The following is a 24,106-nucleotide window of genomic DNA, read 5'->3' as shown; positions in this document are numbered from 1 at the left end:
GCTCAACAACAGGTTCAGGCTCAACAACAGGTTCAGGCTCAACAACAGGTTCAGGCTCAACAACAGGTTCAGGCTCAGTACTGACAGCTGACTGTACTAAGTTGTACTCTTGGTCACTAATATACTCAGAGCGAAAATTCTCGTTATCATGAGTGCTACTTTGCTGCTCATCATAACTGTGCCCTTGATCATCAATCTCGTAAGGCTGTAATGGTTCTGATGCGCCATGCGTCATGGCATCCGAAGATGTTATTTCTGAAGACGACGTTGAATCAGGCGACTCTGTAACTGGTATGCTGGTAGTAGATACCTCACCATCATAGGTGTTACTTAGTACTTCATCGACCGGCAAAGGACGAAACGCTAGTAAGCGCAAAATGCACATCTCAAGCGCTTGCATAGGGGTACTAGCAAGCTTGACGCCTTCACGTGCTTGCACAACAATCTCATAATACAGCTGCAAGACATCAGGGCTGATATGCTGAGCTAGCGTACAAATATCTTTTGCTTGCGCCTCATTAACATTGAGAGCGACCTCAGGCAACAGCTGAGTCAATGCCAACTGATGTAGCAGCTCAGCCAACCCATCAAACATGCTGGTCGCATCTACCATCTGCGCGCGCATTTGCTCGATATGTGCGGCAACGGCTGATTTATCATGATTATAAATATCTGTGATCAAGCTGATGAGGTCAGCCGCATCAATGAGACCGAGCATGGCATTGACAGTCGCATCATCCAGTGACCCTTGACCAAAAGCAATCGCCTGATCTGTCAGTGACAAAGCATCGCGCACAGAGCCTTTGGCAGCGCTTGCTAATTGCCAAATGGCCGGCTGCGTGTAGTCAACCTGCTCTTTGGTCAAAATATTTGCCAAATGTTCGCTAAGTAATACCTGCGGTAGTGGGCGTAGCACAAACTGTAAGCAGCGCGAGATAATCGTAATCGGCAGTTTTTGTGGATCAGTCGTCGCCAGCAAGAACTTTACGTGTTCAGGTGGCTCTTCCAACGTTTTGAGAAGCGCATTGAAACTATGCGTCGACAGCATATGCACTTCATCAATCAGATAGACTTTATAACGCCCTTGGCTTGGCGCGTAAGGCACGTTGTCTAACAGCTCACGCGTGTCCTCGACCTTGGTACGGGAAGCCGCGTCAATCTCAATAAGATCAATAAAGCGCCCCTGATCGATAGCGACGCAGTTGTCGCATACCCCGCACGGTGTGCTCGTAATACCAGTATCACAGTTCAAGCATTTAGATAAAATACGCGCAATCGTCGTCTTACCCACACCGCGCGTACCAGTAAATAAATAAGCATGATGCAGACGATTATAATCAATTGCATTAATCAGCGCCTGCGAGACATGCGTCTGCCCAATCAACTCATGAAAGTTCTTGGGTCGATATTTGCGAGCTAAAACTTGATATTGCTGCGACATAGCTATCCATTGTGCCAAGTGGTTAAAATTCTTATTTTAGATGCTGTTTTTCGATATTTATTATAGCAAAAAGCCAGCGCATTCGTCTGGCTTCTCACAAGTTTGATTATGACTGAGCCGCATTCAATAAGCGACTTTGGTTAACGACTAATTAAACATTAATCATTTTTGCGGCGCATATGCGGGAACAAGATCACATCACGGATACTGGCTGAGTCAGTAAACAGCATTACTAAGCGGTCGATACCAATACCTTCACCTGCTGTCGGCGGCAAACCGTATGACAATGCTTCGATGTACTCTTCGTCAAAATGCATGGCTTCGTCATCGCCTGCGTCTTTTTCGGCAACTTGACCACGGAAACGCTCGGCTTGGTCTGCTGGATCATTGAGCTCACTAAAACCATTAGCGAGCTCACGACCACCAACAAACAGCTCAAAACGATCAGTAATCTCAGGATTGTCATCACTACGGCGCGCGAGTGGTGAGGTCTCAGCTGGATACTCAGTAATAAAGGTTGGTTGACGCAGTTGATGCTCAGCCGTTTCTTCAAAAATAATCGTTTGTAGTTTACCCACACCAAACACATCTTTTACTTGCTGTTTCAGCGTCGTTGATGCGTACTCTGCTAGGTACTCGCGGTCATTGATACGTGCCATGTCGAAGTTTTCTGCATACTTTGCAATCGCATCAGACATAGATAGACGAGCAAATGGTGCTTTTAGGCTAATGGCTTCTTCTTGATAAGTCAGCTCTGTTGTGCCCAACACATCATTTGCTAACTGATTAAACATACGCTCAGTCAAATCCATCAGATCATGATAGTCAGCGTAGGCTTGATAAAACTCAATCATGGTAAATTCAGGGTTGTGACGGGTTGAGACCCCTTCATTACGGAAACTGCGGTTGATCTCAAATACACGCTCAAAGCCACCAACGACCAAGCGCTTGAGATAAAGCTCAGGCGCAATACGCAAATACAAAGGCATATCTAGAGCATTGTGGTGCGTCTCAAAGGGACGAGCTACCGCACCACCTGGAATCGGATGCATCATTGGTGTTTCAACTTCCATAAAACGCTCATTCAGCATAAATTGACGAATACCGCTGACGATCTGACTGCGAATCATAAAGGTATCGCGAGTGGTCTCGTTGGTCATCAAGTCAAGATGACGATTGCGATAGCGCGCTTCTACATCTGCCAAACCATGGAATTTGTTTGGCATCGGGCGTAGCGATTTGGTTAGGAGCGTGATTTCTTCGATATGCACGTACAAGTCGCCTTTTCCTGAGCGACCGATATAGCCTGATACACCAACGATGTCACCCAAATCTAGTGATTTAATGCTCGCACGCGTCTCCTCATCAAGCTCTTTACGTGCCACATATAGCTGAATACGACCTGACATGTCTTGAATCACAATAAATGAGCCACGATTCAGCATAACCCGACCCGCTACATTCACCTGTGTCTTTTCACCATTCGCAGCTTTCTCTTCGATCTCTTGCTTTGACACACCATCGAAAGCGGCTTGCAAGTCTTGCGCATAATCAGTGCGTTTGAAGGTATTTGGATACGGCTGTTTGCCTGAAGCACTGATATCGTCTAGCTTGGCTTGCAGTTGTGCGATTAGCTCGTTAGTATCTTCTACAGTTGGGGTTTGGTCTTGGTTCTGATTATTGTGCTTTGACATGACACTCTCAATATTATTAGATAATTAAATGGATAAACGAAAACAGAAAAACGAAATCAATACTTATTATTATAAAAGCAGGCACTATTATACAAGGGTATAATAGTGCCAATATTACATAGAATTGGCTACTATTCACCGCCGCCAATACTGGCCATCAGATCAGCCTGATGCTCACGCAATAACGCATCTAGAGTCTCATCCAAGTCGCCTTCCATAATAGAGTCGAGCTTGTATAAGGTCAGGTTGATACGGTGATCGGTCATGCGCCCTTGTGGAAAGTTATAAGTACGAATACGCTCTGAGCGATCGCCACTACCGACCAAGTCACGACGTATAGAATCCGCCACATCGACCTGTGCTTGTACTTTGGCTTGCTGGATTTTAGAGACTAGCATTTTCATAGCATGCGCACGGTTTTTGTGCTGGCTACGCTCTTGCTGACACTCTACCACGGTACCGGTTGGAATATGCGTCAAACGTACGGCTGAGTCAGTGGTGTTCACGTGCTGACCACCCGCACCACTTGAGCGAAAAGTATCCATCTTGATATCAGCAGGATTGATATCAACGGTATCATCAATCTCAACCTCTGGCATGACGGCAACCGTACAAGCTGAGGTATGCACGCGACCTTGGCTCTCAGTTTCAGGAACACGCTGTACGCGGTGAGCACCCGATTCAAACTTTAGGCGACCATATACACTATTGCCAGATACACGAGTGATAATCTCTTTATAACCACCATGCTCACCTTCGTTTGCAGAGAGCACCTCTAGTGTCCAGCCTTGGGTCTGTGCATATTTTTGGTACATGCGGAACAGATCACCAGAGAAGATCGCCGCCTCATCACCGCCAGTCCCTGCACGAATCTCCAAGAATGCAGGGACTTTATCATTCGGATCTTTTGGTAGCATCATTACATTGAGGGCTTCTTCCATCTCTACGATGGTATCACGTGCCGTCTCAATTTCATCTTGCATCATCTCTTTCATGTCAGGATCGGTCGCATCGGCTAGCATTGCTTCTGCATCAGCCTGATCCGTTTCTGCACCCAGATAGTTCTGCCATAACGTCGTGATGTCCATCAAGTCGCTATGTTCGACAGACAATTCACGGAATTTATTATTATCACTAATGACACTAGGATCTGATAACAAGGCGGTGACCTCTTCATAACGGTCTACCATCTGGTCTAAACGCAGGCGTAAGGATTCTTTCATAAAAGGACTTTTATTTAAATGAGGGGAATAAGAGCGTGATTATAGCAAATTTTTTGGGTTAAATTAAAACCTCTGGTCATTCTTGTCGATATTATCAGTAATCTTGATGTTATCTTTCTAAACATCTCTCTTTATATTTAGATGTCAGGACCTAATTTCAATGGCAAAAATGATAGCCAAAAAAATAGCCAAGAACATTCTTGGCTATTTTTTGTCTAGTTGCTAGTTACTTAGTACTAATTACTGGTCACTTAGTATTAAACCTTAGTAATAAACTAAGGCATTAAACTTTACGCACCAGTACTGACCCGATAGAGTAACCTGCACCGAATGAGCAGATAACACCCAAATCACCTGATGATAGATCATCTTTGTGGCGATGGAATACAATCATAGGGCTCGCTGAACTGGTATTGGCAAATTCAGCAATCACACTTGGTGCAATTGACTTATCTGCATCTTTACCGACGACAGTACGTAAGATCAAATCCAACATATTGGCATTGGCTTGATGTAACCACATCATCTTAACATCAGATGTTGGGATGTCGTTTTCTTGCAAGTGCTCAGTGATAATTTCAGAAACTTTCGGGCAAACTTCACGGAATACTTTGCGACCGTTTTGCAAAAATAGCTTGTCAGTGACCGGTGCTTTAATATCTGGATACATCTCTGTCTGTGCCGCTAGGTATTCTGAGCGATCCATAAAGCCATATTCGTTTTTGATGTTGGTCGAAAACTGCGTAAATAGTTTAGAGTTTAGAATCTCGTAACCCTTTGGCGTATCAAGCTCTTCTACGATAGAGGCAGTCGCTACATCGCCGAAGATAAAGTGGCTGTCACGGTTGCGCCAGTTTAGATGCGCTGAGGTAATCTCAACGTTGACCACAGCAATACGCTTGGCCAAACCTGAGATAATAGAGCCGTGGGCTTGTGATAGACCAAAAGTCGCCGCACTACACGCAACGTTCATATCGTATGCAAAACCACCAACCATGCCGATCTCATTCTGAATTTCGATAGCAACCGCAGGATAAGTACGCTGGAAATTTGAGCAAGCAAGGATGATACCGTCTAAGTCATTGGCTTCAAGTCCTGCATCAGCCAAAGCGTCTCTGAGTGCTGCTGCACCCATTTCAGCCATCACTGACAACTCTTCGCCCAGATTACGGTATGGGATAACTGGTGCCATGATTTCAGTATTTAAGATACCGTCTTTTTCCATCACATAACGTGATTTGATACCAGATACTTTTTCAATAAAAGCGGCTGAAGAAGGCTCAAGTGCGGTCACAGTCTCTGCTGCTATCTCGTCAGCATGTTCGGTATTATAGTTTTCAACATACTGGTTGAATGACTCTACTAGCTCTTCGTTACTAATGCTATAAGGTGGGATATACAGGCCTGTGCCTGTGATACAAGTCGTCATGATAAGCTTCCTTGTCTACTACTATAGTGCTTGGAATAAGCATAAAAGTGAAAAAATAATAGCCATTCAAATTCAGTGAATAACTGTAAACTTAAAATCAGTATGTTTATTATGCCTGAATATTATAATTTTTCTAATACTTTGTTACAAATAATCTGTTTCTTGCCATAAATAAGCAAAGACTGACTTCATTTCGTAATAGCTACGTTATAATTAGCGCCATTCTATTCTAAACACCATACATATCGCTATACACTCATATCTAGGAATGCTAATGGTAGAACTTTTCAACTGGTTATTTGGCCAATACGCCGACTACTCTACAACGTTTATTGTGCTTGAATTGATTGCCGTTGTCTTTGGTGTAGCTAGTGTCTTACTTGCCAGCAAAACCAATATCCTCGTCTTTCCTATCGGATTGGTTAGCACTGCTATATTCGTGTACCTACTGTGGAAATGGCAATTGTTTGGCGATATGTTCATCAATGCTTACTATACCGTAATGAGCCTGTATGGCTGGATCAACTGGTCAAAGAACAAGAAAAATCAGTCTATTGAACACAAGCAATCAGACGCCAATAGCGTCCGTATTGAGCATTTGCACGCAAAGGATATTCCTATACTTACCGCTTTGGCAGCAGGGACAGTAGCTTTTGTAGGATTGGTTTATTATTTCCGTCCAGTGATCAATAACGGTTTTAGCTTCGACGGTGCAGTACTTGGCATGCATCTATTTACTTGGGTCGGCTATACTGACATGCTCACTACAGCTTTGTTTCTTATGGCGATGTGGCTCATGGCACGGCGCAAAATCGAGCATTGGATACTTTGGATTATCGCGGATGCGATATCAGTACCGCTATACTTTTATAAAGGCTTCACTTTTACCGCACTACAGTATGTAGTCTTCACTCTTATCGCAATCTGGGCATATTATGAATGGCAACGACGCTACCGTGTACAACCTCGAACAGCATACGCCTAAATCTGTCATTAACGTCGCTGTACTAGGCGCAGAAAGCACAGGTAAGACGACCCTATGTCGTGATTTGGCAGCGCATTTCGACAGTGTATGGGTATCAGAATACATGCGCACCTACTTACAAGCAAAATGGGATAATGAGCAGCTGACATGTACGTGGGAGGATCTACTGCCTATCGCACAAGGACAGATAAAACGGGAGAACACCTTAGCCAAACAAGTCGCCCAAACCCCTAATAAAAACCGTTACTTGTTTTGCGATACCAGCCTGTTTGAGCTGATGACTTATTCTTATTGGTACTATGGCGACTGCCCTACGGCCCTTGAGCAAGCAGCATTAGCCCATCATTACGATTTGATACTATTGACTGATGTAGATATACCGTGGGTCGCTGATGACTTACGTGACAGCCCGCACCAACGTGATGAGATAAATGCCTACTTTACCAGTCAACTCAACAAGTATAAAAAGCCATTCCAGCGCGTTGGCGGGAATAGGGATCAGCGCGTTCAGCAAGTAGTAGCGCAGCTTACTCACATAGACACATAGAGTAGGCACTACGTATCATGACTAAAAATTACACGACTAAAAACAGGTTGGATTTTACCCACCATTAATATCATTTGTTTTTTAAAACTTAAGAGATATCCATGCTAAAGAAGTTTGAGCTGTACTTAGAAAAAACAATATTCAACAGCCGCTGGATACTGGCACCTTTTTATCTGGGATTGGTACTAGGCATCGTTTTACTATTTGTTAAGTTTGTTCAAAAACTATGGCATATGTTTGCCGATATACTCATAGCCTCGGAAGCCAGTGTGATTGTAGATATATTGATATTAGTTGATATCTCGTTAGTCGCCAGTTTATTACTCATCATTATATTTAGTGGTTACGAGATTTTTGTCTCAAAAATTGACACTGGCGCTCATGACGATCGTCCTAGCTGGATGGGGAAAGTAGATTTTTCTGGTTTAAAGCTCAAAGTCATCGGAGCTATCGTCGCGATCTCAGCAATCGATCTTCTGAAATCTTTTATGGATATCTCTAGCGGAATGAGTGAGCTCGATGCTGATAAGCTGATGTGGAAAGTGATCATTCACATGACCTTTGTATTGTCAGGCTTGTTATTCGCTGTTATGGATAAAGTGGTCGGCGATACCAAAAAGCACTGATACTTAGAACACTTACAGGAGCAACTTAGTTTCTCAGTAATCTGGTTTCAAAGTCATAATCTATTGTGCTGTCTTACATCATGATATAGAAGACAGCACGGTATACTCATTATTTGACGATTTTGTTGTTTAATGCTTTAGCCCAGTTTCTACAATTGTCTTCGCATCGCGGGCAACAATGATCAGGGTCAGGTATCTTATTGACATAACCGCAATACATACAGGCATAGTAAGTATTTACCTCTGTTTCTTCGACTGCCTGATACTGCTTAGGGAACAACGGCATACCGTAATCTGTTTTTTCAGCGGTGTGCAATAAAATACTAAAATTGCCGTCAGCTTCGAGCAGACCAACACGAACTTGCCCTAAATGCTCAACCCCTTGCTGGCGCATCTCAGCAAAAAACTCATCATGTGACATCTCACCTTGCTTAATTTTATCAAGTACCAACATGCCATTTTCTACAATATAAAGTGATCTTCCCTCCAACAGGTCTTCAAAAGGCTGGAACTTCATCATCGCCCAGGTGCAAAACCTGTAGAGGGAGATGACCGTACCCATGATCAATACCGCCTGAATAATAGGCAGATCTTCGGTGAACATGGGATCGCCTGCAATAGAGCCTAGCGATAGAATAATGGTCAGCTCAAAGATAGAGAGCTGACGAACGCCGCGCTTGCCTGTGAATCGCAAGAACGTAATAATCAATACAAACATGACAGTGACACGTATTAAAATTTCAACGGCAAACAACCAAGTGGTGTCATGAATAAAAATACTTGCCCAATCCATACTACTGCTTCCTATTTATTTATCTGGTTTATTGTGTTTAATGCTTGTCTTGCTAATGGTTCATTTGATGCAAAATAGATGACCTCTATACTCCAAACCTTATCGTTAATACAACTATCGTTATTCTCATTTAACAAAGATTTTTTGTCACAAGTACGACAAAATATCTAACCTTATAAACCCACTGTCGCTCTAATTTTTATCTTTTTCATTATTACTTCTACTAATAAATAAGCTATCGTTATAGCGACATACCTAAGAAATCAAAGCCAGAAGTTGAAACCAAAAACTAGAAATCAAGACTATAGGCCAAAAATTAAGATAAAAACAAAACACAATGCTTGTCTATTTAGACACACTTACTCATTTTAGGAATCATCTTTGAAAGCCACTATTTATACCATCATTGCGTTAATTGCCTTTGCCGCAAACTCTCTTTTTTGCCGAATGGCATTGGCAGAGGGTTATATCGACGCTTGGAGCTTTACGATTATTCGCCTACTAAGTGCGGCTGTGTGCTTAGTTTTTATTATGGCGATTCACGCTTACCGTCTAAAGCGTCAATCTCGCACGACTGACAGTGCCGCCACTAATGCAATTTTGAATGATAAAGGCAGCTGGCTCAGTAGCATCAGCTTGGTTGTTTATGCATTGTGCTTCTCGATTGCCTATGTAGAGCTTGATACAGGCACTGGAGCATTGATTTTGTTTTCAGCAGTACAGCTTACGATGATTGGCTGGGGTATCTACCAAAAAGAGACGCTGAGTACATTGCAGTGGCTAACATTTATCATTGCCGTAGCAGGGTTTGTCTATCTGATGCTGCCATCAGCCGCTATCCCCTCACCCTTGGCTGCATCACTGATGGCGATGAGCGGTGCAGCTTGGGGAGTATACAGCATACGCGGCAAATCGTGTGTCTCACCACTGCGAGCGACAGGATTTAACTTTGTACGAAGTTTGGTAGCCGTTCCCATATTACTGTTGGTGGGCATGATGTATTTGGACGATATGGGTTTATCGAATATTGAGATGCAAAGCATCACGAGTGAAGGAATACTGCTGGCCTGTGCATCAGGATCGATCGCTTCTGGTCTGGGTTACAGTATTTGGTATAGCGCGATGCCATTATTGAAGAATACACAAGCGGCTATTGTTCAGCTGTGTGTACCTGTGATTGCAGCGGTGCTAGGTGTGGTATTTTTGTCTGAGCAGCTCACTATGCCATTTATTATTGCAAGCGTCGTGATTTTGGGCGCCGTCTTAGTATTTATTTTGAATAAAAAAGCGCCTGTTTAGACCATGCTGATTTACCAAAGTGTTAGCGCATCTTACGAGTCATCTATATTTTAGACAGAGCCTTTACTCACTATCGCATTGAAATATATAAATTATTTATACCTGACACCTTACAGTTCATTGCAATATACCTGTGTTTTTACAACGCAGTGGTATTTCTCATGGTGCTATTTTTAAACAGCACAAGGATGTTTGCCCACTGAGTCATACCCACACAGGAGTACAAGTAATGAGTAATGTTTATCCTAGAAGCTTTTCGCATGTTGGTCTGTCAGTCCCTGATATAGAAAAGGCCGTCAAGTTTTATACTGAAGTCATGGGTTGGTATACTATCGTAGCCCCTACCAAAATCGTAGAAGATGATAGTCCTGTCGGTCAGATGTGTACAGAAATATTTGGCGAGGGATGGAGTCATCTACATATAGCGCATCTGTCTACTGCTGACCGAGTCGGTGTAGAGCTTTTTCAATTCAAAAACCAAGAAGACCCCGAAGATAATTTTGAATACTGGAAAACAGGTATTTTTCATTTTTGTGTTCAAGATCCGAATCTTGATGAGCTTGTAGAGAGCATCATCGCTGCCGGTGGCAAAAAACGTATGAAACAACCCCGTTATTACTATCCAGGCGAAAAACCTTACCGCATGATTTATATGGAAGATCCATTTGGTAATATCGTTGAGATATACAGTCATAGCTATGAGCTCACTTATAGTCTATAGACTAAGTCATTTGATATATATGAGACAAACGAAAACCGCCCCGATTTATATAAATCGGGGCGGTTTTTATATGAACCATCGTTTTTGCCAAATGGCTACTAGAGGCCAATTAGAGCCAACATAAAGCACCGTTAGACAACAGTAACTTCTAAGCGAGTCTCAACGTTGCCGCGCGTTGCATTAGAGTATGGACATACCTGATGCGTGGCTTCAATCAGCTGCTGCGCCTGCGCTTCGTCGATACCTGACACTTCAACATACAACTCTACGTCCAAGTTGTAACTACCATCTGCTTTCATACCGATACCTACTTGCGCAGAAGTCTTCGAAGAGGTAATAGGCAGTTTCATATGCTGCGCAGTCATGCTCAAAGCGCTATCAAAACAAGCTGCATAACCCATAGCAAAAAGCTGTTCTGGATTGACGCCTTCTTTGTCTTGCTCTTGAAAAGAAACCAAATCAAAACCCAATGAGCCATCGTCTAGTCCAGTATGACCAGAACGTCCACCAGTAGCTGTCGCGCGAGTTTTATAAAATATTTTCATGATCAATAACTCCTTGTTTCATATTATTAGAGGTCGTGCTTACGCTGTTGCGATAAGACTATTATAGTGACGTCTGCTTATAGGCGTTAGAACAGACCTCTATAACTCTTGCCTAATCCTATAAATTTTCATACTATCAGGCAACAACCTAAAACAAGCAATGATGATGAATCAGACAACGATAGATCAACTACTCAGAGTACTACCCAAAAACAAAACCATCGAATCAGCCGTGGCAGGATTGTTCTTCTATTGTGCTGATAGACCGAGTAAAGCTGTCAGCTATATACAAGAGCCTAGCATATGTATTGTCTTACAAGGCGAGCGAGAGATTTACTTAGGAGCAGACTGCCAAAGGTTTGATAATAGCAATCTGATGTTTTGCCCAGTCAATATCCCGCTTAGCATGCATATCAAACACGCTTCTATCGAAAACCCTGTCATTGTCTTATCCATGAAACTAGACCTAGCGATGATTAGAGATATTTTAGCGCAAATACCCGCTAACCAATCAATAGCAAGCGGTCACTTAGGCATAAAATGGCAGTTAGATGATACCATAATGGCGGCGTTTGAACGGTTGATAGATTTGCTTGATTATCCAAATGACATCAAGTTCTTGGCATCTTTGATTCAGCAGGAAATATACTATCGTCTACTCTCAGCTGAACAAGGAAGTAAGCTTAGGCAATTGGTCGTCGATGGCAGTCATACACATCGCATCGCCCAAGCTACTGACTGGATAAAGGCACATTTAAATCAACCTATCATGGTCGAGCATCTCGCCAGTCGATGCGGTATGAGCGTCTCGGGGTTTCATCAGCACTTTAAAGAGATAACCCAATTAAGCCCATTGCAATATCAAAAAAACCTGCGGTTGATGGAGGCAAGGCGTCTGATTAAGAGGCACGGAGCACAAATATCACAGATCGCCATGCAAGTAGGTTATGAAAGCCCTAGCCAGTTTAGTCGAGAATATAAGCGACTGTTCGGTGTGAATCCGAGCAGTGATTTGTAGCTATAATTCTATTTTTCAATAACATAAGTTTTTTTGCTTAGGCTATTTTATATCGTATCGTTCGAACCCCTTCTTCAGAAATGATCGTTTTTAAATTAAATAATTTATGGCGTATTTTAAATATATGGAAAAATTGTTTGACTTGTCTTTATATTCGTATTATAACATATACTATATATTCAAATAAAAGAATATATATACGTAGATAAATCTACGTTCATTAATAGATATGCTGGGGAGGAAATGACATGATTCGTTTAAGCTACACTCTCAAATGCTGGGCACTAGGCATCACTTATTTTTCAGTGTTTTACTTCTTGGTTGTCATGAGTGACCCCGGCTTTAGTAAATATCTATACATGTTAGCCCTAAGCACACTACTCTTCCCCATTGCCAAACGTGCAGTGGATGTAATGACAGATTTTTTTACCCCAGATATCGAGCTATTTAATGGTTTACTCCCATCCATCCTGATCAATGTGGTGATTTGGATACTGACACCATTTATCGTGGCATTTACCGCCATTGCGTTTATGCTCTATAGCATGGGAGTACTGACAGAAAGAATCAGTCATTAACTACCAATAAAAAAGAGGGCTAGATTAGTAATGACTAATCTAGCCCTCTTTTTGGGTTTAATATATAAAGATACTCTATGCTAGCTTACCTTATCCCACATTTTGCTAAGACGTTTGGGTGATACCGCCATACGGGTTTTCATCGGCTGAGCAAATAGCTGGATCCGATACTCTTCCACCATCCAGCGATACTCACTGATGGCTTCCTTGTCCGCACGTCCTGCTAATCGTTCCATATGCAAGTCTAGCGCGTAGACACCATCAAGATCGGCGTCTAAATTGTGCTCTAAACGCTCAAGGCGAATCTCTAGCGCTTCAAGATAACGCGGATACTGTTGCCAATGGCTATAATCCATACGGTAAACAAAATCAGCCAAATGTAAATCTTCTAATTGATCTTCAATATCGTCGATAGACTCTCCAAACACCTCACGGTCTAGCATCAGTAGCCCCTGGCGAATGCGCTGCCAGCGCGTATAGACATTTTTGAGCGTTTTGGTAACGCTTTGACCTGTCAATAAGAAATTACTCAGCACAACTTCGAGCGTCTGTGCATATTCTTCAGGGGTAAATGGCAGCTCATCACTCAGACCCACTGCGATATCATCAGCGCTCTCTGGTAGGTTTTCGCTATGGTCAAACAGGACATAGTGCTCTTCGAGTGCGGCATCCAATGTGGCATCAATAACGATTGTTTTTAGTTTTTCCATATCACCCAGCGGTGCAAATGCCAGTTTGAATATTTTATCTACTTGACTGGTCAGCTGTTTTTTCTTCGCACCAAGCTTCCCTTTGATCAAGGTTAATACGCCGATACGATGCGCTTGTAGTGCTGCATTGACATCGGTGTACTGGTGAATGGATACTGCCTCTCCTGCCTCATCAGCAACGAGCGCAGCAAACTGCTTCATGACCACGCCTGCGCTATGATGGTTTTTGCTAAAGGCAAAATGTTCAGGGAAGTCAGTATGCGCACCTTGTTGCTCATTAACCGCTTGGCTAGTCTCGGAAGCATGGCGAATCTGCAATGTTTGCAGATCACGACCTTTTTCGATGATACGGTTCTTGTCATCAACCACACAAATTTGTGGTTGTAAATAACGATCAATCGTAGAGGGGCTAAAGCTCTCCGGCGTCACAGAAATTATACCGCGGCGATTGAGCGCTTGGCACAGTTGTTTTAATAACCCTTGCCCGCCTTGTTGCTGCAACTCGTCAAATAGGCTATCTGCGGTATCAGGTATCGGAACGATCTGGCGACGGATATCTTTTGGTAATGATTTGAGCAACTGTAGAACCAACTCATAGCGCCATCCTGGCACACCCCATAGCAATTCAATCGCGTCGAGCTGTGGTAATGCGGCAAGCGGTACACGTATGGTCACGCCATCATCATCGCTTGCTGGATCAAAGATATAACGCAGCGGCAGTTTTAGATCACCCAGCTTCCATACTTCTGGGAAGTCGCCCGTGGTTGGTGCTTGGCTAGTGAGTACATCCTCGTCAGTAAAAAACAGATACTTGTTGTCGTTTTTCTCTACCTCTGCCCGCCAGTCTTCAAATGTTTTGCGGCTGGCAACATACTCAGGAATCTTTTTGTCATAGAACTGATAGAGCGTTTCTTCATCAACCAATAAATCACGGCGACGTAGCTTGTCTTCGATGCGCTCAACATGAGCAACTTTGTCCATATTATGCTGTAAAAATGGCGCATTGCGACCGAAATTACCAGTCACCAGACCATCACGAATGAATATCTCTCGTGACTCGACCAAGTTTACTTGCTCGTAATTGGTGAGCTGCTTACTGATAATAATCAAGCCAAATAGACTAATCTGCGCGTACGCTTTGACTCGTCCTGTCTTTTTGGACCAATGCGGCTCAAAGTAATGATATTTGAGCAGGTCACCTGCCGCCGAGGTAATCCATTCGGGTTCAATTTTGGCAACGGTACGCATAAACACTTGGGAGGTTTCGACCATCTCAAATGCCATAACCCAAGGCGGTATCTGTTTAAATACCGTACTGGCTGGGAATATCTTGGCTTTTTGCTGGCGCGCCGCCAAATACTCACCGCGACTTTCGGTTTTGTGCGCGATAATAGACAATAAACCCGTCAGTAGCGCTCTATGTAGGTTGGCATATTTAACAGCTTTTAACGCTTCGTCTTCGATCGCTGTTGGGTCATTCTTGGCAACATTTTTATCCGATATTTGTGAGTCATTGACATCGGTTAACTTAAGCTCAGTGACCATTTGTACCAATTGACGATGCGTCTGGTGCCATTCGCGTACACGCGGGAAACTTAGATAGTTCTTTTTTGCAAACTGCTTACGCTGATTACCGGACAGTTTATTGCCGTCTTCGTCTTTTTCAAACAGTGCCTTCCACAGACTTAAATAGAATAAAAAGTCAGAGTCGTCTTGACGAAAGACCGCATGTTTTTGATCAGCTTGTGTGCGCTTATTGGCAGGACGCTCACGTGGATCTTGTACCGCAAGCGCAGCAACCACGATTAGCATCTCACGAATACAATCAAAGTCAGAACCAGCCACTAGCATACGTGCCAGCCTTGGATCGATTGGCATACGTGCCATTTTCTGACCTGTTGCTGTTAGGCGAAGATGATCGAGCCCTTTTTGACGCTTTGATGATTTGTTTTTATCTTGCGTAGTATCTTGTTTGGATGTGATGGCGCCCAGTTCATCAAGCAGCTTGTGACCATCAGTGACCAATCGACTATCAGGTGGCTCAATAAAATCAAAGTTGTCAACACTACCCAAACGCAGGTTTGCCATCTGCAATATCACAGAGGCTAGATTGGTACGTAAGATCTCAGGCTCAGTAAATTCAGGACGACCACTAAAGTCCTCTTCAGAATAAAGACGAATACAAACCCCTGGCGCGACACGGCCACAACGCCCCTTACGCTGGTTGGCTGCCGCTTGCGAAATCGCTTCAATCGGCAGACGTTGTACGCGTGAGCGATACGAATAACGCGAAATACGCGCAAATCCCAAGTCGATTACATAGCGAATACCCGGTACTGTCAACGCCGTCTCAGCGACATTGGTCGCGATGACAATACGTCGACCTCGACCTGACGGCTGAAAGATACGCTGCTGTTCTTCATAGGTCTGCCGTGCAAACAGTGGCAACACTTCAGTATGGCGTGGACCGTGACGCTCAAGCACTTCTTGTGTTTCGCGAATCTCCGCCTCAGTCGCGGCAAATATCAATATATCTGCTTGATCAGCATGACCTTTACTCTGCGCATCGCTAAAACACTCTTCGACAGCGGCAACCAACGCACGCGGTAGATTTTCTTCAAAATCATCATAGCTGTCGTCTTCTGAGCTATTTACTGGCTCATCGGTCAACGGACGATAGCGCACCTCTACTGGAAAGCTGCGTCCTTCAACATTGAAGATAGGCGCAGGGACTTGCCGTTTGAGCTTAGCATCATAACGGCTAAAGTATTCACTAAAACGCTTGGTATCAAGGGTCGCTGAGGTAATAATTACTTTTAAATCTGGACGTTTGGGTAGCATCTTTTTGAGATAACCCATGATAAAGTCGATATTTAAGCTACGCTCATGTGCTTCATCAATGATAATCGTATCGTATTTACTCAAAAAACGATCATGACCCAGCTCAGCGAGCAAAATACCATCAGTCATTAGCTTGACTACAGATTGCGCTGATCCTTGCTCGTTGAAGCGAATCTTGAAACTGACCGTATTGCCTAGCTGCTCTCCGAGCTCTTCTGCAATACGGTTTGCGACGCTACGCGCGGCCAAGCGTCTTGGCTGCGTGTGCCCTATCTGTCCAGTAATACCGCGTCCTGCCAGCATGGCAAGCTTAGGTAATTGCGTTGTTTTACCAGAACCTGTCTCACCCGCCACGATAATGACTTGATTGTCGATGATGGCTTGTACCAGATCTTCTGCGCGTTGACTAACAGGCAGATCAAGATTTAACTTAGCGGGCAAATCGCTTGGAATACTGTCGATGCGGGCTTGTACTGCTGCTTGAGAGCGCGTTTTTATCTTATCGTATTGGGCACGCTTCTTAGTCAGCACATCGTCTTGATTGTTTTTTTGCTCAGAATCATGATTGGATTTTTTATTTTTAGACACGGCGGCACGCGTCAGCTCCCGTTCAAGACGGTTTAAATAGTAATTATCTTTAGCAAGTACAGGTAGGTCGGCTAATGGTTCCACCGCTCTTTTTGTATCTTCAATTTCATTTGTACTAGGAGTGCTTAAATTGTTTTTCTCGGAAGTATCTGGCATATTTGCTTAGGCTATTTATTATTAATAAGTGATTAGATTATGGAGGCAAATAGCAGGCGATTCAAGTGAGTCCTGTATTGATTACACACCTGAAATTCACACTATAACTATGCGCGATAGAACGCCTGTCTTAGCTGTCATAAAAGTATCGACGCACGTAGCTGAGATAGCATGGATATAAACATTAGATTGCACATACTGAAAGCCGCAGAGAAGGATCAGCTAGTAACATTAATCACTATTGGGATAGGCTTTGGTATAAATAATCTGTTGACTGGTAGCAGCACCTTCAAAAAAGGCATGTATTTTTTGTAATGACAGTCTAGGAAAAGGCAGATGTAGCGACAGTATCAGTTTTTCAAACCCAACCATCTCATTAGCCAACTCTCTCGCTACGTCAGGACCAATCTGTGGGTTTTCATAAAGGTTGTCAATTAGCCACGTCAATCGTGGAAATTTTGCGTTATTATGAATTTGATAAAGTATGGGCAGTAGGTCATCAGATATCTGGCAGCGCGCTTTGCGGATTAGACCACTTTTGTAGTGCATATTTAAAGACATATTATGACAACTTCCTTAGATTCTTGATACTCAAGTATCCCACATACTCTTTATCTTCTCCAATCTCAATATTGTACTCCCCTATCTCAGCGATAGGCTCGATCAACAGCTGAACATTTGAGATCAGATCATTCACGTTATAGATATCATCTATATCCACTTCAAACTTATCATCGATATGAGAGGCGGCATCGAGAGGTGAATCGATATCTGTGAAGGTGAACTGTTTATAAAAATCGCTTTGTTTAGCCTGCTTAATCGCTTGTGCCTGACTGGTGGCGACAACAAGCAATTTATAATGAAACTCTTCAAAACTGCCCCGCTGATAACCGCCCAAATTGATAAAGAACAGCTTTAGGTCGGCCTCTGTACTGACTTGCTCACCTGACTCAAGCAGTTTGATCGTGTAACCATCAACCTTAGTAACTGCTCGATACGAATCAATATGCCATTTATTTTTGACCTCTGGCCAATGTTGGTTGATACCTACTACCAGCCCACTGACCTGATTGGCGACACCAAAAAACATGTCGTGCTGCTCTATCAGACGCCCTTTAGGACGACCACCAAGTTGAACCATATATAGAGTGAGCATGTAACACCGTCCTTATAATAATTTAATGGTAGATCATGGTTGGTGGCTTTAATCATTTCGGCTAGCAATAATGCTGAGTCTTCCACACTACAATACTCGCCCAGTATTTAAAGCAAACGCCCAGTCTTCGCGTCCATTTTTAGAGGCCAGTGTAGCTGCTTTTTTATGATCATAAGCCACCTTGATATGCTCAGTTTGCCAACGTTTACCTTGTTGAGTATCAATGCATGTTATAAGAGAATAGTTAGCATAAGGTGAATAGGTCTGCATTTTATGGATGATAGGCAAATCATCTTCGTAAGCGGGGTAACCAACGCTACCACAATTAATAACTGTTTGACCTGATGATAATACTACTGTTCGTGGAATATGGGTATGACCACAGACAATGACCGCACTATCGACACCATCAAGCAGTGCTGAAATAGAGGCATCATCACGTACTACTGGCTGCCCTGTTTTAATATCTTCTAGTAAATACGTCATGTCATCGGTTGGTGAGCCGTGGCATAGGTAGACATCCTTACTTAAATGATAATCGAACGGCAAAAACCGCATCCATTCAATCGCATCTTTAGATAATTCTGTGACAATAAAACTCAACGTTGAATTGCTAACAATTTCTACTGTCGTTGCCTCATAAATCTGCCTATCCTGATTACCTCGTATGGTAATAATGTCTTCTTGATGTTCCATTAACAGCTCATAGGTAGCCTGAGGCGCTATTGGCCCATATAAAATATCACCAAGATTTACGATCTGATCAGCACCGCGTTGTTTGATATCAGCAAGCACCGCCTCCAAAGCAAAGACATTACTATGAATGTCTGAAATCGCAGCGATGGTTGTTGTTTTTCTTATCTTGTTCATGTCTCTACTCATTCATCAAGTCTACTCATTCATCAAGAACTGCTTCACAACATCAACAGTTGCTATCGGATTTTCTTCATGCGGTACATGACCCAAATCATCAAACACCACAAGCTGACTGTTACGTATATCCCTGTGAAATAATTCCGCGTTTTCTACAGGTATGAGGTTATCTTTTGCACCCCATAATATCAATGTCGGTATATCCAACTGCTTGATTTGTTCTTGATGACTATCACTATCGGTTTCTTTTAGACGACGAGTCAAGGCTTGCCGATTGCCTTGGCGTAGTGTCAATTCATAGTATCTATCAACTAAGTCATCGTCGACCTTACTCTCATCTGCATACACGCTCACGACGCTTTTTTCGACGACACTTCTGGGCAAGATATAATTTAAAATAGGCGCTATTGCAGGATAGCCTGCAACCTTAAAGCCAATAGGAATATGTTTGGGTGCTGCTGGATAACCCACTGAATCCACTAATATGAGCCGTCCTATACGCTCAGGATACAAGGCTGCGGTACGCCAAGCAATTTTACCGCCCAGCGAATTGCCTGCTAGAATGACACGGCCTATATCCAAGCGATCAAGCACTTGAATGACAAATTCAGCATAACGCTCACTGCTATATTGTATGCTTTGGTCAATATAAGGACCTGTCAGACCAAATCCTGGTAAATCCATACTCACAACACAGTATTGATTAGAAAGCGCCTCTGTCCAGCCACTCCACGTATGCAAGCTTGCTGATGTTCCATGTAACAAAACAATGGTGCTAGTAGAAGTGGTATCAGGAGAGGTATCAGCCCCTGCGTCTATTGATGCTGTTCTACGGTTTGCATGACATATACCGGATTGCGTCACATGTGCCTGCGTACCTTGTATGTCTATAAATTCACTATTAGGTAGCTGCCAATGCTTTAGCTCAGCGACAGTACGGTCTGGTGCCCAATATAGTGCTATGAGTGCCACTAGCACGACAACTATAATCAAAATAATAAAGACCGTTATTTTTAATAAATACTGTGTCATGTGATCAAGTCCATTTAATAGTATGACATTAGGTTATGGCGTTTTTTCTAAGTGTTTTTTCGAGTATTGTCCCTAGGTATAATCCTAAGTATTATTCTTAAGTACTGTTTTTAGATATCGATTGACGATCAGTTGCGACTGGCTACAACTGACGTATATCATCAATATTTATCCAACTGCTACTCACTATGGTATAAGAGCAAATTATAAGTAGTTTACTTTTATGAAGCATAACAAGTCATAAAAAAACCCGATGCTTAAGTCGGCCTTAAACATCGGGTTTGATTTCTCACCAGTACGTATGACTGGGTTTTTGACTACTTAACTATAGCAAGAAAAAATATGCCCAGAAGCCAATAATAATGGTCGCAATAACATTCAATATAATACCAGTGCGCACCATCTCTGTCTGCTTAATTAAACCAGTACCGAATACAATAGCATTTGGCGGCGTGGCAACTGGCAGCATAAAGGCACACGACGCACCGATACCAATGACCAATACCAGCACTTCATTTGGCAAGCCCATTTGCTCTGCAATCGCTGCAAATACAGGTACTAGGAGCGCCGCCGATGCCGTATTGGAAGCAAACTCCGTCAAGAAAATAATGAATGCAGATACCGCTATCATGACAACCAACAGCGGTGCAGCAGACAGTGCACTTGCCACAGTCTCACCCAGCACCAATGACGCACCCGATACTTTTAAGATAGTCGATAGCGCAATCCCGCCACCGAACAACATGAGCACACCCCAATCGGTATTGTCTGATACTTGCTTCCAAGACACCAGTCCTAAACTCACCACTGCCACCGCGGCTGCCAGTGCAATAATGGCATCCGTATCAGTAATATCGAAAGCGGCCCCAATTTTCTTAGAAAAAATCCAGCTCAGTGCCGTGATGATGAAGACAATAATAGTGGCGATACGTGGCTTATTCCAAGCAATGGGCTCATCTTCGGCGAGCACGACTTTGCGATTGAGATTGGGTTTTAAGAATACATACATGGCACCCAGTAATAGCGGTAGCAGTACCAGCATCATAGGGATACCAAACTTCATCCAATCAACAAATGCAATATCTAGCGCTTTTGCCGCAATCGCATTCGGCGGGGAGCCGACAATTGTACCCAGTCCGCCAAGGCTGGCTGAGTAAGCAATACCTAACAATACAAAGACAAACGTTCCTCGGTCTTTTTCACGATCGACCTGTGTCAAAATACCTAAAGCTAGCGGTAGCATCATCGCTGCTGTAGCTGTGTTCGATATCCACATGGATAAGAACGCAGTCACACCAAATATCAAAAATACAGCGGTACTGAGCTTGCCACCGGACATCGATAAAATCTTGAGGGCTATTTTTTTGTCTAGCTGCTGTACGTGTAACGCGGCTGCCAATGCAAAGCCACCAAAAAACAGATAAATAGTGGGACTAGCAAAGCTCTGCAACCCAATCTCAGCATCGAAATCTGGTATACCAACCAATGCGCCTACCACGACTACTAGCAGCGCTGTAATAGTGACGTGCACAGCTTCTGTGAGCCATAACGCTCCAATAAAAAACAGTACGGCAAGACCCTTATTTGCATTGATATCGAATGGCAATACATTGTAGATAACCATTGCAATAATCGCCGCAATGGCGACAACGATCAACCCCTTACCCGTACCCTTTGGAAAACTATCGGTAAATAAATATTCATTGCCATCATTAGGCAGATGGCTGTCCAGTTTTTGCTCTGACATAAAATGTCCTTATTGAATCAAAGACGGTATAAAAAACCCAATATAAAGACGCATTTTTCTTACTAGCGACTCTCTTCTCATTACCTTAAATGCAAACTTTAATTAAGGTAAAAATCTCTACACATGCTACTAATATATATTTTTAGTTATTATCTATATCTAATATAGATATGATTAAAGCGGTTACCTCTGGCAATGTATTCTGTCTAAAATTGGCACTAATGGTTGGTTACACATCGTCACTAAACAAGCGCATATTTTATATGTACAACGTAGCATTGGTCTTTCATACTAGATGAGTTAAACATTACCTACGTCATAACTGGTACAGGCTTGGCGTAAGTTTTCCTATTGGAAACCAAACAAAAATAAACTGGAGCACTTTATGACAGACTCAAACAAAACTGATGCAACGACTAAAATGGCCCCAAAGGACATTAACCAAGATGGCTTAGCCAAAGAAGATCAGCAACGTACTGACGATTCCATGCTCGATATGATGCAAGGTATGCATGAACACGAAGATCACAGAGAATAAGACAAAGAATAGTGTTTTAGGGCAGGCTAATTTTAAATATAGTCGCTTACTCATATAACACAAACAGTAAACATAAGAAGCGTTTATCATTTTGATAAGCGCTTTTTTAATGTTGACCGTTTTTTAACAGATATATAAAAACTGATTTTTGCACAAGTTTTGTTGTCCTACGACTGTGGTCAGAACGACCAGAGGATCACAGTCAACATTAGTAAACCACACCCTACTAGACTAGCACCAAAAAAACAATACCCGATAATAGTATAAGAATCCGATGCTACCTTAATAATAAGATGGTGCGGGAGTCAGTCGACAATACAACTGCGTGGCCTAGCGAACAACAATAATAGTATAAGCAAAAAAGACAACCTATCGGCTGTCTTTTCATATCAATGAACGAATTATTTTAACAACCGTTATGCGTGCTAGTCACGCTGCTGAGTGAACAGACATGACTCTCACTCACAAACAGTGTGTAACCCATTACTTTGCTGGTTCATCAAGCATCATAAGCTGTTCGCTGATAGCAACGGTATTAAACCCTGCATCTACAAACATAATCTCGCCCGTGATACCAGATGCCCACGGCGATAGTAAGAATAATGCTGCATTACCTACTTCGGTCTGGGTGATATTGCGTTGCAGTGGTGCAATCTTTTCGCTGACATCAAGCATTTTGCGGAATGACTTAATACCGCTAGCCGCAAGCGTACGGATAGGACCAGCTGAGATTGCATTCACACGAATACCTTCACCGCCCATAGACGTCGCTAAGTAACGCACGCTAGCTTCGAGACTGGCTTTTGCCATACCCATGACATTGTAGTTTGGCAACACTGAAATACTGCCTTCGTAAGTCAATGTCAACATAGAGCCATGGCGCATCGCTAACAACTCACGAGCGGCCTTTGCCAATGCAACAAAGCTATAGCTTGAGATATCATGCGCAATATGGCTGCCTTCACGTGTGGTAGCACTGACAAAATCGCCATCTAGCTGATCCATCGGCGCAAAACCAATCGCATGTACGACGCCATCGATACCATCACCCCAATGAGCAGTCACTTGCTCAAAACAAGCAGCGATTGAGTCATCAGAAGCAACATCACACTCTAGCACCAAATCTGCTTCGAACTTTTCGGCAGCCATATCGACGCGCTTTTTAATTTTGTCATTTGGATAAGTCAAAATCAAAGATGCCCCTTCGCGGTGCAACGCTTCTGCGATAGCCCAAGCGATAGAGAGTTTACTTGCGATGCCAGTTACGACAAATCGTTGTCCTTGCAGTAGCATAAGATTTCCTTTTGAATCAATCGAGATGATTTAGAATAAGAATTTATTTAGAGTAATTAGAATATTGAGATTACTAAATAGTACAAATGAAAAGATGAGTTATTATACACGAATTCATTTAAGTAAACAGTCGTAAACTGTATTTGATTCTTATCTTTGATTTCACTAATACAACTGGCTAATCAAATAAAAATACCTAACAACGGCTTATCAATTCAAGCAGTGTCGACAACGAACGCTGCTTGCGAGTTATTGAAGTGCATTTTAGCATTG

Annotated in this window: 21 protein-coding genes; 8 read left to right on the top strand and 13 right to left on the bottom strand. The window is 42.9% G+C overall.

What is annotated here, in order from left to right:
• From dnaX to ACTXGL_RS12590, 4 genes are all read right to left on the bottom strand, one after another.
• Positions 1 to 1,441, bottom strand: a 1,441-nt coding sequence (gene dnaX, locus ACTXGL_RS12605) for a DNA polymerase III subunit gamma/tau (RefSeq protein WP_443527090.1), incomplete at its 3' end; no start/stop codon positions are given.
• A 158-nt stretch (positions 1,442 to 1,599) separates the two neighbouring features.
• Positions 1,600 to 3,135 carry a lysine--tRNA ligase gene (lysS, locus tag ACTXGL_RS12600; protein WP_443527089.1) on the bottom strand — a complete coding sequence of 512 codons (1,536 nt, stop codon included), beginning with the start codon at positions 3,133 to 3,135 and terminating at the stop codon, positions 1,600 to 1,602.
• 131 nt (positions 3,136 to 3,266) lie between these two features.
• Positions 3,267 to 4,358 carry a peptide chain release factor 1 gene (gene prfA, locus ACTXGL_RS12595; RefSeq protein WP_443527088.1) on the bottom strand — a complete coding sequence of 364 codons (1,092 nt, stop codon included), beginning with the start codon at positions 4,356 to 4,358 and terminating at the stop codon, positions 3,267 to 3,269.
• A gap of 283 nt (positions 4,359 to 4,641) precedes the next feature.
• A complete protein-coding gene (locus ACTXGL_RS12590) occupies positions 4,642 to 5,787 on the bottom strand; it encodes a beta-ketoacyl-ACP synthase III (RefSeq protein ID WP_443527087.1) in 1,146 nt (381 codons plus the stop codon).
• Between the two features lie 274 nt (positions 5,788 to 6,061).
• On the opposite strand from ACTXGL_RS12590, the gene pnuC reads away from it, so the two are divergent.
• From pnuC to ACTXGL_RS12575, 3 genes are all read left to right on the top strand, one after another.
• Positions 6,062 to 6,772, top strand: a complete 711-nt coding sequence (pnuC, locus tag ACTXGL_RS12585) for a nicotinamide riboside transporter PnuC (RefSeq protein ID WP_443527086.1) — start codon at positions 6,062 to 6,064, stop codon at positions 6,770 to 6,772.
• Positions 6,723 to 7,319: an AAA family ATPase gene (locus ACTXGL_RS12580; RefSeq protein WP_443527085.1), complete on the top strand. Its 597-nt coding sequence runs from the start codon at positions 6,723 to 6,725 to the stop codon at positions 7,317 to 7,319. The genes pnuC and ACTXGL_RS12580 overlap by 50 nt, the downstream gene beginning before the upstream one ends.
• 101 nt (positions 7,320 to 7,420) lie before the next feature.
• Positions 7,421 to 7,945, top strand: coding sequence for a TIGR00645 family protein (locus tag ACTXGL_RS12575; protein ID WP_319052285.1), 525 nt, complete (start codon positions 7,421 to 7,423; stop codon positions 7,943 to 7,945).
• 109 nt (positions 7,946 to 8,054) lie between these two features.
• Here ACTXGL_RS12575 and ACTXGL_RS12570 read toward each other — a convergent pair whose 3' ends face one another.
• Entirely contained in the window at positions 8,055 to 8,738 is a 684-nt protein-coding gene (locus ACTXGL_RS12570) for a DUF421 domain-containing protein (protein WP_443527084.1), read from the bottom strand.
• Between the two features lie 381 nt (positions 8,739 to 9,119).
• Between ACTXGL_RS12570 and ACTXGL_RS12565 the strand changes: the two genes are divergently transcribed.
• Together ACTXGL_RS12565 and ACTXGL_RS12560 are read left to right on the top strand one after the other, a co-directional pair.
• On the top strand, positions 9,120 to 10,037 hold the full coding sequence (locus ACTXGL_RS12565) for a DMT family transporter (protein WP_443527083.1): 918 nt from the start codon (positions 9,120 to 9,122) through the stop codon (positions 10,035 to 10,037).
• A gap of 229 nt (positions 10,038 to 10,266) precedes the next feature.
• Positions 10,267 to 10,758, top strand: a complete 492-nt coding sequence (locus ACTXGL_RS12560; RefSeq protein ID WP_443527082.1) for a lactoylglutathione lyase family protein — start codon at positions 10,267 to 10,269, stop codon at positions 10,756 to 10,758.
• 131 nt (positions 10,759 to 10,889) lie between these two features.
• On the opposite strand, the gene ACTXGL_RS12555 is transcribed toward ACTXGL_RS12560, so the two are convergent.
• On the bottom strand, positions 10,890 to 11,303 hold the full coding sequence (locus tag ACTXGL_RS12555) for an organic hydroperoxide resistance protein (RefSeq protein ID WP_443527081.1): 414 nt from the start codon (positions 11,301 to 11,303) through the stop codon (positions 10,890 to 10,892).
• 166 nt (positions 11,304 to 11,469) lie between these two features.
• Between ACTXGL_RS12555 and ACTXGL_RS12550 the strand changes: the two genes are divergently transcribed.
• Both ACTXGL_RS12550 and ACTXGL_RS12545 read left to right on the top strand, forming a co-directional pair.
• A complete protein-coding gene (locus tag ACTXGL_RS12550; protein WP_443527080.1) occupies positions 11,470 to 12,321 on the top strand; it encodes an AraC family transcriptional regulator in 852 nt (283 codons plus the stop codon).
• A 248-nt stretch (positions 12,322 to 12,569) separates the two neighbouring features.
• Entirely contained in the window at positions 12,570 to 12,899 is a 330-nt protein-coding gene (locus ACTXGL_RS12545) for a hypothetical protein (RefSeq protein WP_319052290.1), read from the top strand.
• 80 nt (positions 12,900 to 12,979) lie between these two features.
• Here the strand turns inward: ACTXGL_RS12545 and hrpA are convergent, their stop codons facing one another.
• The 6 genes from hrpA to ACTXGL_RS12515 form a co-directional block, all read right to left on the bottom strand.
• Positions 12,980 to 17,122, bottom strand: coding sequence for an ATP-dependent RNA helicase HrpA (gene hrpA / locus ACTXGL_RS12540; RefSeq protein ID WP_443527092.1), 4,143 nt, complete (start codon positions 17,120 to 17,122; stop codon positions 12,980 to 12,982).
• 303 nt (positions 17,123 to 17,425) lie between these two features.
• Positions 17,426 to 17,755, bottom strand: a complete 330-nt coding sequence (locus ACTXGL_RS12535) for a hypothetical protein (RefSeq protein WP_443527079.1) — start codon at positions 17,753 to 17,755, stop codon at positions 17,426 to 17,428.
• Between the two features lies 1 nt (position 17,756).
• On the bottom strand, positions 17,757 to 18,350 hold the full coding sequence (locus tag ACTXGL_RS12530) for a DUF1543 domain-containing protein (protein WP_443527078.1): 594 nt from the start codon (positions 18,348 to 18,350) through the stop codon (positions 17,757 to 17,759).
• 87 nt (positions 18,351 to 18,437) lie between these two features.
• Positions 18,438 to 19,220, bottom strand: coding sequence for a metallophosphoesterase family protein (locus ACTXGL_RS12525; RefSeq protein WP_443527077.1), 783 nt, complete (start codon positions 19,218 to 19,220; stop codon positions 18,438 to 18,440).
• A 21-nt stretch (positions 19,221 to 19,241) separates the two neighbouring features.
• Positions 19,242 to 20,255: an alpha/beta fold hydrolase gene (locus ACTXGL_RS12520; protein ID WP_443527076.1), complete on the bottom strand. Its 1,014-nt coding sequence runs from the start codon at positions 20,253 to 20,255 to the stop codon at positions 19,242 to 19,244.
• A gap of 325 nt (positions 20,256 to 20,580) precedes the next feature.
• Positions 20,581 to 22,002, bottom strand: coding sequence for an SLC13 family permease (locus ACTXGL_RS12515; protein WP_443527075.1), 1,422 nt, complete (start codon positions 22,000 to 22,002; stop codon positions 20,581 to 20,583).
• Positions 22,003 to 22,387: 385 nt separating this feature from the next.
• On the opposite strand from ACTXGL_RS12515, the gene ACTXGL_RS12510 reads away from it, so the two are divergent.
• Positions 22,388 to 22,540 carry a hypothetical protein gene (locus ACTXGL_RS12510; RefSeq protein WP_443527074.1) on the top strand — a complete coding sequence of 51 codons (153 nt, stop codon included), beginning with the start codon at positions 22,388 to 22,390 and terminating at the stop codon, positions 22,538 to 22,540.
• A gap of 483 nt (positions 22,541 to 23,023) precedes the next feature.
• Here ACTXGL_RS12510 and ACTXGL_RS12505 read toward each other — a convergent pair whose 3' ends face one another.
• A complete protein-coding gene (locus ACTXGL_RS12505) occupies positions 23,024 to 23,833 on the bottom strand; it encodes an enoyl-ACP reductase FabI (protein WP_319052298.1) in 810 nt (269 codons plus the stop codon).
• Between the last annotated feature and the right edge of the window lie 273 nt (positions 23,834 to 24,106).

Origin of the sequence: Psychrobacter sp. T6-6 (assembly GCF_052258185.1) — a bacterium.
Taxonomy (GTDB): Bacteria; Pseudomonadota; Gammaproteobacteria; order Pseudomonadales; family Moraxellaceae; genus Psychrobacter.
Note: the sequence above shows the minus strand (reverse complement) of the source record. Positions and strands in the feature narration are given on the sequence as shown.